The organism is Pseudomonas sp. LB-090624 (assembly GCF_003205205.1).
In the GTDB taxonomy this organism is placed as follows: domain Bacteria; phylum Pseudomonadota; class Gammaproteobacteria; order Pseudomonadales; family Pseudomonadaceae; genus Aquipseudomonas.
Genome location: NZ_QJRL01000026.1, coordinates 1 through 14,431 on the forward strand (window position 1 = coordinate 1; position 14,431 = coordinate 14,431).

Sequence of the window (14,431 nt, forward strand, 5' to 3'; positions counted from 1 at the left end):
GGGTAGGTGCTTGGCGGGGCATGTTCGGGGGCTGGGAGACCGAGCGCCGCCCGCGCGGCGCTCGGTCTCACGGGCGACGTACCTCTACCGCCATACCCTTAAAGCGACACCGCATGGCATGAGATTGCGGAATGCCCGGGAGTGTTTGGCGCGAGTTTTAGGGTGTTGCAGAAATCGAGCGCCGCCCGCGCGGCGCATCGCGAGCTGCGCTCGCTCCTACATTTGTTTCGGGCCAGTTATGCCTGTGACAGGCGCGCGCGACCGCCTTGTTTGTACGACGCGATATCGCGCCATGCGCCAGGGCGTTCGCGCGCAATTTCCCCAGGAATAATTGGCCCGAAACGCCTGTGACAGGCGCCCGCGACCGCCTGGTTCATACGACGCGATATCGCGCCATGCACCAAGGCGTTCGCGCGCAAATCCCACAGGCATAATTGGCCCGAAACAAACGTGGGAGCGAGCGCAGCTCGCGATGCGCCGCGCGGGCGGCGCTCGATCGCCCAGGCGCCGCACCCCTCACGGCGAACCGCCCCCCGCCTAAATACTACGCGGCCGGGTAACGCGGTCGACCAGGTAAACCAACCCGTGATAATCGATGCCACTGTGGCTCGACAGCCCAATTTCGCACGTGCGGCTGGTAGAAATCCCTTCGCTGCAATACTGCACCGCATCTTTCAGGCTGCGCAGCGAGTGGGCGTTCAGCTCGGGGGTGGTGAAGCCCTTGTCCCCGGCGAACCCGCAGCAATGAATGCCTTCCGGAATCACCACCTGCTTGCTGCAACGCCGCGCCAGGTCGATCAAGGCCTGGCTTTCGCCCAAGTGCTGGGTGCTGCAGGTCACGTGCACAGCTACCGGTTCGTCCTGAGGGGTGAACTCCAGTCGGTGGACCAGGTGGGTGCGGATGAAGCGCACGGGGTCGTACAGGTCCAGCCGGGTGTCGCTCAGGTCCTGCACCAGGCGCAGGGTGCAGGGGCTGGTGTCGCAATAGATCGGGTCGAGGCCGCCGCGGCTGGCGTGCAGCAGGGCGGTGATCAGCTCCTGGCGCTTGTGTTCGGCCTGCTCGGGGTAGCCCTTGGAGGCGAACGGTTGGCCGCAGCACAGGCTGTCGGCGTTGTCGGGGAACACCACCTGGTAACCGGCCTTTTCCAGCAGGGCGCGGGTTTTGTCCAGCAGCGAACTTTGCTCGCGATCGGAATACGCCGGGCCCATCACCCGCGACACGCAGGCAGCCAGGTACACCACGCGGGGGCGGGCGTCGTTGCTGGCCGGGCCGAAATCCAGTGGGCGCAGTGGTTGCGGCATGGCCGGGGTCCACTGCGGCAGGCGGCCCTTGCTGGCTTTGCTCATCGACGCACTCAGGCGGCCCAGGCGTGGAGCGCCTAGGAGCTTGCGTGCGGTATTGGCGGCGATCAGCGTCAGGCGGGCGCCGCCCAAGGCGGTGTGGAAGTGTTCGGCCAGCCAGTTGGCGGTCTTGGTGTGGTCGGCGGCCTGGCTGCGCAGTTTCTTCACCAGCTCGCCGGTGTTGATGCCGACCGGGCAGCGCTGGGCGCACAGGCCGGTAGCGGCGCAGGTGTCGATGCCCTGGTACTGGTAGGTCTGCATCAGTTCGCGGGTATCGATGCCGGCGCGCTGCTTGGCCTGGATGTCACGCCACATGACGATGCGCTGGCGTGGGCTGAGGGTCAGGCCTTTGGAGGGGCATACCGGTTCGCAGAAGCCGCACTCGATGCACTTGTCGACGATTTCGTCGGCGGCCGGCAGCGGCTTGAGGTTTTTCAGGTGGATATCCGGGTCGTCGCTCAACACCACGTCGGGGTTGAGGATGCCGTTGGGGTCGAGCAGGCGCTTGAGCTTCCACATCAGCTGGTAGGCGTCTTGGCCCCATTCCAGCTCCACGAACGGTGCCATGTTGCGGCCTGTACCGTGCTCGGCCTTCAGCGAGCCGCCAAACTCCACCGCCACCAGTTGGGCCACGTCGTCCATGAATGCCTGGTAACGGGCGACTTCTTCGGCGCTGTTGAACCCCTGGGTAAAGACGAAGTGCAGGTTGCCTTCCAGCGCATGGCCGAAAATGATCGCTTCGTCATAGTGATGCTTGTCGAACAGCTGGATCAGGCGGTTGACGCCCTCGGCCAGTTGCTCGACGGGGAAGGTCACGTCTTCGATGATGACCGTGGTGCCAGTCTGGCGCACGGCACCGACGGCGGGGAAGGTGTCCTTGCGGATTTTCCACAGCTGGTTGTACACGGCTGGGTCTTCGCTGAAGTCCACCTGTTGTTCCAGCGGGAAGTCGGCGATCGAGGCCATGATCTGCTGCAGTTGCTCGTGCAGCAGGCTCTGGCTGGCGGCGCGGGACTCGATCAGCAGGGCGCAGGCATTGTCCGACAGGCCTTTTACCCACAGCGGCATGCCGGGCATGTTCTGCACCGAGCGCAGGCTGCGGCGGTCGAGCAGTTCCACGGCCGAGACCGGCTGCTGCTTGAGGACGGGTACCGCGCGGCAGCAGCTTTCGACGCTGGGGAACACCAGTAAGGCGCTGGCCTTGTGCGGGTGGTCGGGCACGGTGTCGTACGTGACGGCGCTGATGAAGCCCAGGGTGCCTTCGGAGCCGACCAGCAGGTGCTGCAGAATGTCCAGCGGCTGGTCGTAGTCCACCAGTGCGTTCAGTGACAGGCCTGTGGTGTTCTTCAGCCTGTATTTGTGCCGGATGCGTTCGGCCAGCGCGGTGTTGGCGCGGGTTTCGCGGCCCAGGCGGGCCAGTGCTTCCAGCAGCTCGGCGTGGCTGCTTTCGAAGGCGGCGACGCTGGCAGGGTCTTCGCTGTCCAGGCGGGTGCCGTCGGCCAGCACCAGGCGCAGGCCGGCCAGGGTGTGGTAGGTGTTCTGCGCGGTGCCGCAGCACATGCCGCTGGCGTTGTTGGCGACGATGCCGCCGATCTTGCAGGCGTTGATCGAGGCCGGGTCAGGGCCGATCTTGCGCCCGAACGGGGCCAGCCAAGCGTTGGCCTGGGCGCCGATCACGCCGGGTTGCAGGCGGATTTGCTCGCCCTGGCCACGGATCTCGCGGCCATTCCAGTTGTCACCGAGCACGATCAGCACCGAGTCGCTGATGGCCTGGCCAGACAGGCTGGTGCCGGCAGCGCGGAAGGTGACCGGCACCCGCTCGCGCTGGGCCAGCTTGATCAGGCTGACTACTTCGTCTTCGGATTCGACGCGCACCACCAGCTTGGGGATCAGCCGGTAGAAGCTGGCGTCGGTGCCAAAGGCCAGGGTGGACGTGGGGTCGTCGAAGCGGCGTTCGGCGGGTATCAGGCGCTCGGCATCACGCAGGAACGCGGCGGGCAAGCTCATGCAGTCTCCTCGCGGGGCTGTGGCGTCTGTGCGCCACATGCCCCAGGTCAATCAGGCGTTGGTTCTTGCAGGCGGTCAGGCGCCCAGTTCGCGTACCAGCGAGTCGCGGGTGATCTCGCTGATCGACTTGGCGCCGGTCAGCACCATGGCCACGCGCATTTCCTTCTCGAACAGCTCCAGCAGGTTCTTCACCCCGGCTTCGCCATGCACGGCAAGGGCCCAGAGGAAGGCGCGGCCGATCAGCACGGTGTCGGCGCCCATGGCGATCATGCGCACCACATCGAGGCCGCTGCGGATACCGGAGTCGGCCAGAATCTTCAGGTCACCTTTGACCGCGTCGGCGATTGCCGGCAGGGCGCGGGCGCTGGACAGCACGCCGTCGAGCTGGCGCCCGCCGTGGTTGGACACGACGATACCGTCGGCACCGAACTTGACCGCATCGCGGGCGTCATCGGCATCGAGAATGCCCTTGATGATCATCGGGCCGTCCCAGAACTCGCGGATCCACTCCAGGTCTTTCCACGAGATGGACGGGTCGAAGTTGTTGCCCAGCCAGCCAATGTAGTCGGCCAGGCCGGTGGGGTTGCCGCGGTATTTCGAGATATTGCCCAAGTCGTGCGGGCGGCCCATTACGCCAACGTCCCACGCCCATTCTGGGTGGGTCATCGCTTGCAATACCCGGCGCATCGGCCCGTTCTTGCCGCTCATGCCGGAGTGCGCGTCGCGGTAGCGGGCGCCGGGCACCGGCATGTCGACGGTGAACACCAGGGTCTTGACCCCGGCAGCCCTGGCCCGCTCCAGCGCATTGCGCATGAAGCCGCGGTCCTTCAGCACATACAGCTGGAACCACATCGGCCGGTTGATGGCGGGCGCCACTTCTTCGATCGGGCATACCGACACGGTAGACATGGTGAACGGGATGCCATGGGCGGCGGCTGCGCGCGCGGCCTGCACTTCGCCACGGCGGGCGTACATACCGGTGAGGCCGACCGGGGCCAGGGCCACCGGCATGCTCAGGGTCTCGTCGAACAGCCGGGTCTCGAGGCTGAGTTCGGACATGTTCTTCAGCACGCGCTGGCGCAGGGCAATGCTGGCCAGGTCGGACACGTTGTGGCGCAGGGTGTGTTCGGCGTAGGCGCCGCCGTCAGCGTAGTGGAACAGGAAGGGAGGCAGCTTGCGTTGGGCCGCGGCGCGATAGTCGGTAGAGGCAGAAATGATCATGGATTCTCGCAGCGTTGCTTGTGGGGAATGCCGGGCGCTTGACGGCGCCCGGCCCCTTTCACTTTAGTGATGAACCAGCATGCCGGTCAGCCAGTAAGCCTGGATCAGGGTGATCAGGCCGACGATGGTGGCGAAGAACAGGCTGTGCTTGACGGTGAAGCGGAACAGGTCGGATTCCTTGCCGACCAGGCCGGTGGCGGCGCACGCCACGGCGATCGACTGTGGCGAAATCATCTTGCCGGTCACGCCGCCGCTGGTGTTGGCGGCTACCAGCAGGGTGTCGTTGACCCCGATCTGGTGCGCGGTGGTGGCCTGCAGCGAGCTGAACAGGGCATTGGACGAGGTGTCCGAGCCGGTCAGGAACACGCCCAGCCAGCCGAGGAACGGCGAGAAGAACGGGAACGCTGCGCCCGTGCCGGCCAGCACCAGGGCCATGGTCGAGGACATCCCCGAATAGTTGGTGACAAAGGCGAAGGCCAGCACCATGCCGATCGACAGGATCGGCCAGCGCAGCTCCCAGAAGGTCTCTTTGAAAGTGGTAAGACCAGTTTTGAAATTGATCTTCAGTACCGCCATGGAAATCAGTGCCGATAGGAAGATCGCGGTGCCGGTGGCAGAGATCGGGTCCAGCTTGAACACCGCTGGCATGGCGGTTGGCGCGGCAACGATCGGGGCGGTCTTGATGACCAGCTGGTCCAGGTGCGGGATGGCGAAGTTGAACACGAAGTTGTACATCGCGCCGCCCGGGGCGAAGGCCGCCTTGAACGGCTTCAGGGTCCAGATGGTGACCAGCACGGTGAGGATCAGGAACGGCGACCAGGCCTTGAAGATCTCGCCAAAGCTGTACGGGCTTGGCTGGCTGCCGCTTGGCTGGACCACGGCGGCGCCGACGCTGCCCTTGGCTTCGCCGAACGAACGCTTGGGTTGCCAGACTTTCAGGAACAGGGTCAGGCAGATCAGGCTGGCCAGGGCCGAAGTGATGTCAGGTAGCTCTGGGCCGATGAAGTTGGAGGTGAAGTACTGGGTGACGGCAAAGCTCAGGCCGGCGACCAGGGCTGCGGGCCAGGTTTCCTTCACGCCACGCAGGCCGTCCATCATGAACACCAGCCAGAACGGTACGAACAGCGACAGCAGCGGCAGCTGGCGACCGGTCATGGCGCCGATGTGGAAGGCGTCGATGCCGGTAACCTGGCCGGCCACGATGATCGGGATGCCGAGGGCGCCGAAGGCCACGGGGGCGGTGTTGGCGATCAGGCAAAGGCCGGCGGCGTACAGCGGGTTGAAGCCCAGGCCTACCAGCAGCGCGGCCGTAATGGCCACGGGTGCGCCAAAGCCTGCCGCACCTTCCAGGAAGGCACCGAAGCAGAAGCCGATCAGCAGTACTTGCAGGCGCTGGTCGTCGGTAATCGACAGCACCGAGCTGCGGATCACTTCGAACTGGCCGCTCTTGACCGTGAGTTTGTACAGGAACACCGCGGCAACGATGATCCAGGCAATTGGCCAGAGGCCGTAGAGGAAGCCGTAACCCGCAGCGGCGAAGGCCATGTCGACAGGCATCTGGAAGGCGAAGATCGCTACCAGGATCGACAGTGCCAGGGTGATGCTGCCAGCCACGTGGCCCTTGAGTCGGAACACGGCCAGGGCGAGGAAGAAGAACACGATCGGGATGACCGCCGCGAGTGCGGACAGGCCAAGGCTACCAAGCGGGCTATAGAGTTGTTGCCAGGTTTGCATATGGGGTGGCCCCTAATTGTTGTTGGTCAGGCGCTGGCATTGGATAATTGGTAAGACCAATTTACAATGGCTGGTCGCTAGGTTAAAAGGGCTGTCGTGGGTGTGTCAATTTGTCCCGTGCAAAACTTTGGTCGTGTATCGATGAGCGGGCACCTGATGTGCTGCGAAAAACGCGGTGTGATGGGTGTTCGCGCTGCCTGGATCGGCGAGAATAGGCCACCCCTGAAATTTGCCGGGGGTTTGTGGAGAGCATGTGATGGTTTTTGATCAGGTCCGCCAACGGCGCCTGTCCGACGACATTGTCGATCGGCTGGAAGGGATGATTCTGGAAGGCACGCTGACCTCGGGGCAGCGGCTGCCGGCCGAGCGCGTCCTGGCCGAGCAGTTTGGTGTATCCCGCCCGTCACTGCGTGAGGCGATCCAGAAGCTGGTGGCCAAGGGGCTGCTGGTCAGCCGCCAGGGTGGCGGCAATTTTGTTGCCGAATCGCTGGGGTCTACGTTCAGCGATCCACTCCTGCAATTGCTTGAGCACAGTGCTGAGGCGCAGCGGGACCTGCTCGAGTTCCGCCATACCCTGGAGGCGTCCTGCGCCTATTACGCGGCCCAGCGTGCCACCGAGCCGGACCGGGCACGGTTGAAGGCGGCCTTCGATACGCTGCAGGACTGCTATGCCAGGGTCGATGAGGTGACCCGTGCGGAAGAGGGCGCGGCTGATGCGCGCTTCCACCTGGCGATCGCCGAGGCCAGCCATAACGCGGTGTTGCTGCACACCATCCGGGGTTTGTTCGACCTGCTGAAACGCAACGTGGTGACCAACATCGGGGGCATGTACCAGCAGCGTACCGAAACCCGGGACATGCTGATCAGTCAGCACCGGGAGCTGTACCTGGCGATTGTCGAGGGCAGGGCGGAGGATGCGCGGGAAGTGTCCAGCCGGCACATTTTGTATGTGCAGGAAGTGCTGCATGAGGCGCACGAAGAAGCGCAGCGGGTGGCACGGGCGGAGCGGCGCAGCGGGCGCTGAGAGCGCGTACTTTGTGCTGTAACGTGGGGCCTGTGGGAGCGGCCTTGCGTCGCGAAAGGGTCGCAGAGCGGCCCCAGGATCGGCGTCGATGCGCAGATTACTGAGGCTGCTTCGCAGCCCTTTCGCGACACAATGCCGCTCCCACAGCGGCCAGGCAGGCTGGTTACTCTTCCTTGCCCTTGTTCCGCACAGCCCGCTGCAGCTCGCGGTTGGAATCGCGTTCGCGCACGGTATCGCGCTTGTCGAATTCCTTCTTGCCCTTGCCGAGTGCGATTTCGCACTTGATCAGGTGCTTGCTCCAGTACAGCGACAACGCCACGCAGGTGTAACCCTTTTGCGCGACCGCAGCTTCCAGCCGTTCAAGCTCGCGCTTGTTCAGCAGCAGCTTGCGTGTGCGGATAGGGTCGGCGATGACGTGGGTGCTGGCCGTGGTCAGCGGGGTGATGTGGCTGCCGAACAGCCAGGCTTCGCCGTCCTTGAGCAGCACGTAGCTGTCAACGAGGTGCGCCTTGCCGGCTCGCAGGCTTTTTACTTCCCAACCGGACAGGACCAGCCCGGCCTCGAACTTGTGTTCGATGAAGTAATCGTGTCGCGCCTTCTTGTTTTGCGCGATGGTCCCGGTCGGATGTTTCTTTTGCTTAGCCATAGGGGCCGCATTATAGGCAACTCGAAGCGTCGTCCGCTACGGGATTTCGGTGTGCTTGAGCCACCGGAATGAATACCGGACAATACAAAGCCTGTCATATGCACAGAACCTGTTTTCGGCACGCTGCGAAGCACCGCCACCCAGCCTTGGAAGTGACGCCTGGATGACTACCCATATTCAACGCTCCGCCCTGCTGCCTTACCCTGCCCAGGCGCTCTACGATCTGGTCAACGATGTGGCCAGCTACCCTGAGTTTTTGCCGTGGTGCTCGGCCTCGACGGTGATCGAAGCCGGCGACACCCACATGCGCGCCAAGCTCGAGGTGGCCAAGGGGGGCATGAGCCAGCACTTCGTGACGCGTAACGTACTGGTGCCGGGGCAGTCCATCGAAATGAACCTGGAGGAGGGGCCGTTCACCCAGTTGCATGGTGTTTGGGTGTTCAAGCCGCTGGGCGAAAAAGCCTGCAAAATCAGCCTGGACCTGTCCTTCGATTACGCTGGGCCGATTGTGCGCGCCACCTTGGGGCCACTGTTCAATCAGGCAGCCAATACGCTGGTTGATGCGTTTTGCCAGCGTGCCAAGCAACTGCATGCCTGACTGAGTACGCGACAACAAAAAGCCCGGAACAAGTCCGGGCTTTTTTGCATCTGCGTGCCGATTACTGGGTTTCCAGCGGTGCCGGAGTCGGGACCGGGGTGGTCTCGATGGTATCGATCTCGCGCTGGATGGACTCTTCGGTCGAACCAGGTTTGGCTGGCTTTTCTTCAGGCTGAACAGCTGGCTGCTCGGTCTGGCCTGGCTCGGTGGCCGGGCTGACCGTGGTGTCGCCGCTGCCACCCAGGATTTCCTGGTCGCGGCTGACGCCCGGCATGAAGTCGCCAGACAGGCTGACCAACTGGTCGCTTTCGTTGAAGAAAATGCTCATGCGCTCCTGCTGGCGTTTGCCGCCACCAGGTTGCAGGCTGTACAGGTAATCCCACCGGTTGGTGTTGAAGGTGTCCTGAATCAGCGGGTTGCCCATGATAAACCTTACTTGCCGGCGGGTCATTCCGGGGCGTAATTGGTCTATCATGTCTTGCGTGACGACATTGCCCTGCTGGATGTCGATTTTGTAAACCCCGGGAAACGAGCAACCGGCGAGTGCGAGCAGTCCCGCGAGGGCGAGGCTGTTTAGCAAGAGCTTGGTGTTTTGCATCGGTGGGCGACTTCCACTATCTTGGCTGGACAACGTAAACCCCGATCATACCCGTATTAAGAGAAGCTGCGAAGCAGCATCGGCGAGAAAGCTGACCATGGTTGAAAATAGCGAATTGCGCAAAGCCGGTCTCAAGGTAACCCTGCCTCGAGTTAAGATCCTTCAGATGCTCGATTCTACCGAGCAGCGTCACATGAGTGCCGAGGACGTCTACAAGGCGCTGATGGAAGCTGGCGAGGACGTCGGCCTGGCCACCGTGTATCGCGTACTGACCCAGTTCGAAGCGGCGGGCCTGGTGGTTCGCCACAACTTCGACGGCGGCCACGCTGTGTTCGAGCTGGCCGATGGCGGTCACCACGACCACATGGTCAACGTGGATACCAGCGAAGTTATCGAGTTCATGGATGCTGAAATCGAGAAGCGTCAGCGTGAAATCGTGGAAGAGCACGGTTTCGAGTTGGTGGACCACAATCTGGTCCTGTACGTCCGTAAGAAGAAGTAACGATTTTTTCGTTACGGATGACAAAGGCGACCTTCGGGTCGCCTTTGTGCTTTCTGGGGTTGAAAAATGTGTTGCCCGTGCCGGCCTCTTCGCGGGCGCGCCCGCTCCCACAGGTACATCTCAGGTTTCAGATCCTGTGATCACCCTGTGGGAGCGGGCGTGCCCGCGAATCGCCCTGGAAAAGAAAGGATCAGGCCTTGCCGCTCACCACCATCTTGCGTGCATGGGCCAGGGATTCCTTGGTCAGGTCGATGCCGCCCAGCATCCGCGCCACTTCCTCGACTCGCTCGCGCTTGCCAAGGCTAGCCACGGCGGTGTGGGTGGTGTCGCTGTTGCGTACCTTGTGCACGAACAAATGGTGATGCCCCTGCGCCGCCACCTGCGGCAGGTGGGTCACGGTCAGTACCTGGCCGCGCTCGCCCAGGCGCCGCAGCAGTTGGCCGACGATTTCTGCCGTTGGCCCGCCAATACCCACGTCAACCTCGTCGAACACCAGGGTAGGAATGCGCGAGGTCTGCGCGGTAATCACCTGGATCGCCAGGCTTATACGTGACAGTTCACCACCCGAAGCCACCTTCGCCAGGCCCTTGAGCGGCTGGCCAGGGTTGGCGCTGACCAACAGCTCGATCTGCTCCAAGCCATGGGGTGACAGTTCGGCGCCTTCGTTCGCTGTCAGTTCGATGCAGAAACGCCCGCCGGGCATGCCCAGGCGCTGGATTTCATGTTCCACGGCCACTGCCAGCTGCTGGGCAGCCTGCTGGCGCAGGGCGCTGAGTTCGCGGGCCTTCTCTTTATAGTGCTGGGCAAAGGCCGCCAGTTCTTCGCCAAGCTGCTCGATCGATTCGTCGCTGGCGTTCAGGCCTTCCAGCTCTTCCATCAGCTGTTGTTGCAGGCGGGGCAGCTCAGTCGGGTGCACGCGGTGCTTGCGTGCCAGTGTATAGATAGTGTCCAGGCGCTCTTCCAGTGCCTGCAGGCGCATCGGGTCGGCGTCGAAGTTGTCGAGGAAGCGATTGAGTTCACCCATGGCCTCCTCGACTTGAATCTGCGCGCTGGCGATCAGGTTGGCGGCTTCACCCAGTGCCTTGGGTGAATTGGTGGCAGCGCCCAGGCGGTTGAGGCTGGCGGTGAGGGCGCTGAGCACATTCCCCGAATCGCTTTCGCTGCACTGGTCGATGACCTGCCGGCAGATGCCGAACAGGGCTTCGGCGCTGGTCAGGTTTTTGTGTTCCTGCTCCAGTTGCTCCAGTTCGTGTTCACCCAGGCCGAGGTTGTCCAGTTCTTCTAGCTGGTAGCTCAGCAACTGATGGCGCGCGCGTTGCTCGTCACCGGAGTTGGACAGGCGCTCCAGCTCGAGGCGGGTCTGGTTCCAGCGTTTGGCGGCCAGTTGCACTTGGCGGGCCAGGTCGACCGCGCCGGCGTACTCGTCGAGCAGGCGGCGGTGGGTGTCGGTCTTGAGCAGTGACTGATGCTCGTGCTGGCTGTGGATGTCGATCAACAGCTCGCCCAGTGCCTTGAGGTCGCCAAGCGGGCAGGGCGTGCCATTGATGTAGCCACGGCTGCGGCCTTCGGCGGTGATGACCCGGCGCAGGATGCACAGGCCGTCGTTGTCCAGATCACGCTCGGCCAGCCAGGTGTGTGCCTCGGGGATGTCCACCAGGTCGAACGTGGCGAGGATGTCTGCCTTGTCGGTGCCGGGGCGCACCACGCCGCTGTCGGCACGGTCGCCCAGGGCCAGGCCGAGGGCGTCGAGCATGATCGATTTGCCAGCACCGGTCTCGCCAGTGATGACGGACATGCCGCGAGCGATTTCGAGGTCGAGGTGCTCGACGATGGCGTAGTTGTGAATGGACAGGTGCACCAGCATGGGGGCGGCTCCCGAAAGTCAGGTCTGGTTATTTATACAGTACTTTTTTCAGGCCTGCCAATGCCCCTTGGCAGATTCTGTTTCGGGCCGGAAAACCACCTTGCCCCTTGAAGCTGGTTTTTCCGGCCCCATATAGCCGACATCCAAGGCGAGCCTGGCTCGCAGTCCACAAAATTGCGCAGGAGAGACCCCATGGCTGACGAACAGCTGAACGAAAAAGACCTTAATGTTGAAGAAACTGGTGCAGAAACCACTGCTGACGCCCGTGTTCTGGAACTCGAGGAACAGCTGGCCGCCGCCAAGGACCAGTCGCTGCGCGCCGTAGCCGACCTGCAGAACGTGCGCCGTCGCGCCGAGCAGGATGTCGAAAAGGCTCACAAGTTCGCCCTGGAAAAGTTCTCCAGCGACCTGCTGCCGGTGATCGACAGCCTGGAACTGGCCTTGGCCCACTCCAGTGCCGAGGACGAGCACGTCAAGCAGATCCGCGAAGGCGTCGAGCTGACCCTGAAGATGTTCCAGGACATCCTCAAACGCTACCACCTCGAAGCGGTCGACCCGCACGGTCAACCATTCAACCCTGAGCACCACCAGGCCATGGCCATGCAGGAAAACGCCGAGGTCGAGCCAAACAGCGTGCTGAATGTGTTCCAGAAGGGTTACCTGCTGAACGGCCGCCTGCTGCGCCCCGCCATGGTGGTGGTCAGCAAGGCGCCGAGCGCGGCGCAACCCTCGATCAATGAAAAGGCTTGAAATCCTCCGGGGCATCCCCATCTAGGTGTCAAGCCTTCAAGTATTACCGCAGTTGGCCAAAGTAGTCGCTGCTACCAAATTCAAGTTTCGGGAGAGTTAACATGGGTAAAATCATCGGTATCGACCTGGGGACCACCAACTCGTGCGTCTCCATTCTGGAAAACGGTAACGTCAAGGTCATCGAAAACGCCGAAGGTGCGCGTACTACCCCTTCGATCGTGGCCTACGCCAATGACGGCGAAATCCTGGTTGGTCAGTCGGCCAAGCGCCAGGCTGTGACCAACCCGCACAACACCCTGTTCGCAGTGAAGCGCCTGATTGGCCGCCGCTTCGAAGAAGACGTCGTGCAGAAAGACATCAAGCTGGTGCCGTACAAGATCGTCAAGGCGAACAACGGTGACGCCTGGGTCGAGGCTGCTGGCAAGGAAATGGCTCCGCCGCAAATCAGCGCCGAAGTCCTGAAGAAAATGAAGAAGACCGCCGAAGACTACCTCGGCGAGCCTGTCACCGAAGCGGTCATCACCGTTCCGGCCTACTTCAACGACAGCCAGCGTCAGGCTACCAAAGACGCCGGCCGCATCGCTGGCCTGGACGTAAAACGCATCATCAACGAGCCGACTGCCGCTGCACTGGCTTACGGCATGGACAAGGCCAAGGGCGACCACACCGTCATCGTTTATGACCTGGGTGGTGGTACCTTCGACGTTTCGGTCATCGAAATTGCCGAAGTCGACGGTGAGCACCAGTTCGAAGTACTGGCCACCAACGGCGACACCTTCCTGGGTGGTGAAGACTTCGACATGCGCTTGATCGACTACCTCGTCGACGAGTTCAAGAAAGAGTCGGGCATGGACCTGAAGAACGATCCTCTGGCCCTGCAGCGCCTGAAAGAAGCCGCAGAAAAAGCCAAGATCGAGCTGTCGTCCGCCCAGTCGACCGACGTCAACCTGCCGTACATCACTGCAGACGCCACCGGTCCTAAGCACCTGAACGTGAAGATCTCCCGCGCCAAGCTGGAGTCGCTGGTCGAAGACCTGGTCAAGCGTACCATCGAGCCTTGCCGCATCGCCCTGAAAGACGCCGGCATCGACGCAAGCAAGATCGACGACGTGATCCTGGTGGGCGGTCAGACCCGCATGCCGCTGGTGCAGAAAGAAGTTGCCGACTTCTTCGGTAAAGAAGCGCGCAAGGACGTCAACCCGGACGAAGCCGTCGCCATGGGCGCCGCCATCCAGGGTGCTGTTCTGGCCGGTGACGTGAAAGACGTGCTGCTGCTGGACGTCAGCCCGCTGACCCTGGGTATCGAAACCATGGGCGGCGTGATGACTGCGCTGATCGAGAAGAACACCACCATCCCGACCAAGAAGTCGCAGGTGTTTTCCACTGCCGACGACAACCAGGGCGCCGTGACCATTCACGTACTGCAGGGTGAGCGTAAGCAGGCTGCGCAGAACAAGTCGCTGGGCAAGTTCGACCTGGCTGACATTCCGCCAGCACCGCGTGGCGTTCCACAGATCGAAGTGACCTTCGACATCGACGCCAACGGCATTCTGCACGTAGGCGCGAAAGACAAGGCTACCGGCAAGACTCAGTCGATCGTGATCAAGGCCAACTCCGGCCTGTCGGACGAAGAAATCGAGCGCATGGTGCGTGACGCCGAGGCAAACGCCGAGGAAGACCGCAAGTTCGAAGAGCTGGCCGCCGCCCGTAACCAGGGTGATGCGCTGGTTCACTCGACCCGTAAGATGGTCGCTGACGCGGGTGACAAGGTCACCGCTGAAGAGAAAACAGCCATCGAGGCTGCCGTTGTTGCCCTGGAAACCGCTGTCAAAGGCGACGACAAGGCCGCGATCGACGCCAAGGTCGAAGAGCTGTCCAAGGTATCTGCCCCGGTTGCCCAGAAGATGTACGCCGAGCAGTCGGCCGAGCAGCCTCAGGGTGGCGCGCAGCAGGCTGAGCCGGAAGCCAAGCACGATGACGTGGTCGACGCCGAGTTCGAAGAAGTGAAAGGCGAAGACAAGAAGTAATCGTTGCATGTTGTCGGCCAGTTCATCGTCGTTTGCCGGTGAGCTGGTAGGATGTCGCCGCGCGGGGGCTTGCTCCCGCGTTGGCGTATCTGGAATTCGAGAATTTTTACAGCATCTGT

Annotated in this window: 11 protein-coding genes; 5 read left to right on the forward strand and 6 right to left on the reverse strand. The window is 62.5% G+C overall.

Translation table 11 applies throughout. The annotated features are described in order from the left end of the window. Positions 1-537: 537 nt before the first annotated feature. From DMX11_RS20250 to DMX11_RS20260, 3 genes are all read right to left on the reverse strand, one after another. Entirely contained in the window at positions 538-3,348 is a 2,811-nt protein-coding gene (locus DMX11_RS20250) for an FAD-binding and (Fe-S)-binding domain-containing protein (RefSeq protein WP_110746125.1), read from the reverse strand. Positions 3,349-3,423: 75 nt separating this feature from the next. Further along, a complete protein-coding gene (gene lldD, locus DMX11_RS20255; protein ID WP_110746127.1) occupies positions 3,424-4,569 on the reverse strand; it encodes an FMN-dependent L-lactate dehydrogenase LldD in 1,146 nt (381 codons plus the stop codon). A gap of 63 nt (positions 4,570-4,632) precedes the next feature. Next, complete coding sequence (locus DMX11_RS20260) at positions 4,633-6,303, reverse strand: lactate permease LctP family transporter (protein ID WP_110746129.1); 1,671 nt, start codon at positions 6,301-6,303, stop codon at positions 4,633-4,635. Positions 6,304-6,559: 256 nt separating this feature from the next. Here DMX11_RS20260 and DMX11_RS20265 point away from each other — a divergent pair, with 256 nt between their 5' ends. Further along, the gene (locus DMX11_RS20265; RefSeq protein ID WP_003249911.1) at positions 6,560-7,327 is read left to right on the forward strand and encodes an FCD domain-containing protein; all 768 of its coding nucleotides are present in this window, start codon (positions 6,560-6,562) and stop codon (positions 7,325-7,327) included. A 163-nt stretch (positions 7,328-7,490) separates the two neighbouring features. On the opposite strand, the gene smpB is transcribed toward DMX11_RS20265, so the two are convergent. Then, positions 7,491-7,973 (reverse strand): SsrA-binding protein SmpB, encoded by a 483-nt coding sequence (gene smpB / locus DMX11_RS20270; RefSeq protein ID WP_110746131.1) that lies wholly within the window; start codon positions 7,971-7,973, stop codon positions 7,491-7,493. 163 nt (positions 7,974-8,136) lie between these two features. On the opposite strand from smpB, the gene DMX11_RS20275 reads away from it, so the two are divergent. Continuing rightward, positions 8,137-8,571 (forward strand): type II toxin-antitoxin system RatA family toxin, encoded by a 435-nt coding sequence (locus DMX11_RS20275; protein ID WP_110746133.1) that lies wholly within the window; start codon positions 8,137-8,139, stop codon positions 8,569-8,571. 61 nt (positions 8,572-8,632) lie between these two features. Here DMX11_RS20275 and DMX11_RS20280 read toward each other — a convergent pair whose 3' ends face one another. Beyond that, entirely contained in the window at positions 8,633-9,169 is a 537-nt protein-coding gene (locus DMX11_RS20280; RefSeq protein WP_110746135.1) for an outer membrane protein assembly factor BamE, read from the reverse strand. A gap of 97 nt (positions 9,170-9,266) precedes the next feature. On the opposite strand from DMX11_RS20280, the gene fur reads away from it, so the two are divergent. Then, positions 9,267-9,671: a ferric iron uptake transcriptional regulator gene (gene fur / locus DMX11_RS20285; protein WP_110746137.1), complete on the forward strand. Its 405-nt coding sequence runs from the start codon at positions 9,267-9,269 to the stop codon at positions 9,669-9,671. Positions 9,672-9,861: 190 nt separating this feature from the next. Here fur and recN read toward each other — a convergent pair whose 3' ends face one another. Then, positions 9,862-11,535 carry a DNA repair protein RecN gene (gene recN / locus DMX11_RS20290; protein WP_110746139.1) on the reverse strand — a complete coding sequence of 558 codons (1,674 nt, stop codon included), beginning with the start codon at positions 11,533-11,535 and terminating at the stop codon, positions 9,862-9,864. 192 nt (positions 11,536-11,727) lie between these two features. Between recN and grpE the strand changes: the two genes are divergently transcribed. Beyond that, positions 11,728-12,285 carry a nucleotide exchange factor GrpE gene (gene grpE, locus DMX11_RS20295; protein WP_110746141.1) on the forward strand — a complete coding sequence of 186 codons (558 nt, stop codon included), beginning with the start codon at positions 11,728-11,730 and terminating at the stop codon, positions 12,283-12,285. 101 nt (positions 12,286-12,386) lie between these two features. Next, positions 12,387-14,312: a molecular chaperone DnaK gene (gene dnaK, locus DMX11_RS20300; protein ID WP_110746143.1), complete on the forward strand. Its 1,926-nt coding sequence runs from the start codon at positions 12,387-12,389 to the stop codon at positions 14,310-14,312. Positions 14,313-14,431: the final 119 nt, after the last annotated feature.

Excerpts from the sequence above, each read along its gene's own strand:
- recN (WP_110746139.1), bottom strand. The coding sequence starts at position 11,535 with ATGCTGGTGCACCTGTCCATTCACAACTACGCCATCGTCGAGCACCTC.
- dnaK (WP_110746143.1), top strand. The coding sequence starts at position 12,387 with ATGGGTAAAATCATCGGTATCGACCTGGGGACCACCAACTCGTGCGTC.
- smpB (WP_110746131.1), bottom strand. The coding sequence starts at position 7,973 with ATGGCTAAGCAAAAGAAACATCCGACCGGGACCATCGCGCAAAACAAG.
- DMX11_RS20265 (WP_003249911.1), top strand. The coding sequence starts at position 6,560 with ATGGTTTTTGATCAGGTCCGCCAACGGCGCCTGTCCGACGACATTGTC.
- grpE (WP_110746141.1), top strand. The coding sequence starts at position 11,728 with ATGGCTGACGAACAGCTGAACGAAAAAGACCTTAATGTTGAAGAAACT.
- DMX11_RS20275 (WP_110746133.1), top strand. The coding sequence starts at position 8,137 with ATGACTACCCATATTCAACGCTCCGCCCTGCTGCCTTACCCTGCCCAG.
- DMX11_RS20250 (WP_110746125.1), bottom strand. The coding sequence starts at position 3,348 with ATGAGCTTGCCCGCCGCGTTCCTGCGTGATGCCGAGCGCCTGATACCC.
- DMX11_RS20260 (WP_110746129.1), bottom strand. The coding sequence starts at position 6,303 with ATGCAAACCTGGCAACAACTCTATAGCCCGCTTGGTAGCCTTGGCCTG.
- lldD (WP_110746127.1), bottom strand. The coding sequence starts at position 4,569 with ATGATCATTTCTGCCTCTACCGACTATCGCGCCGCGGCCCAACGCAAG.
- fur (WP_110746137.1), top strand. The coding sequence starts at position 9,267 with ATGGTTGAAAATAGCGAATTGCGCAAAGCCGGTCTCAAGGTAACCCTG.
- DMX11_RS20280 (WP_110746135.1), bottom strand. The coding sequence starts at position 9,169 with ATGCAAAACACCAAGCTCTTGCTAAACAGCCTCGCCCTCGCGGGACTG.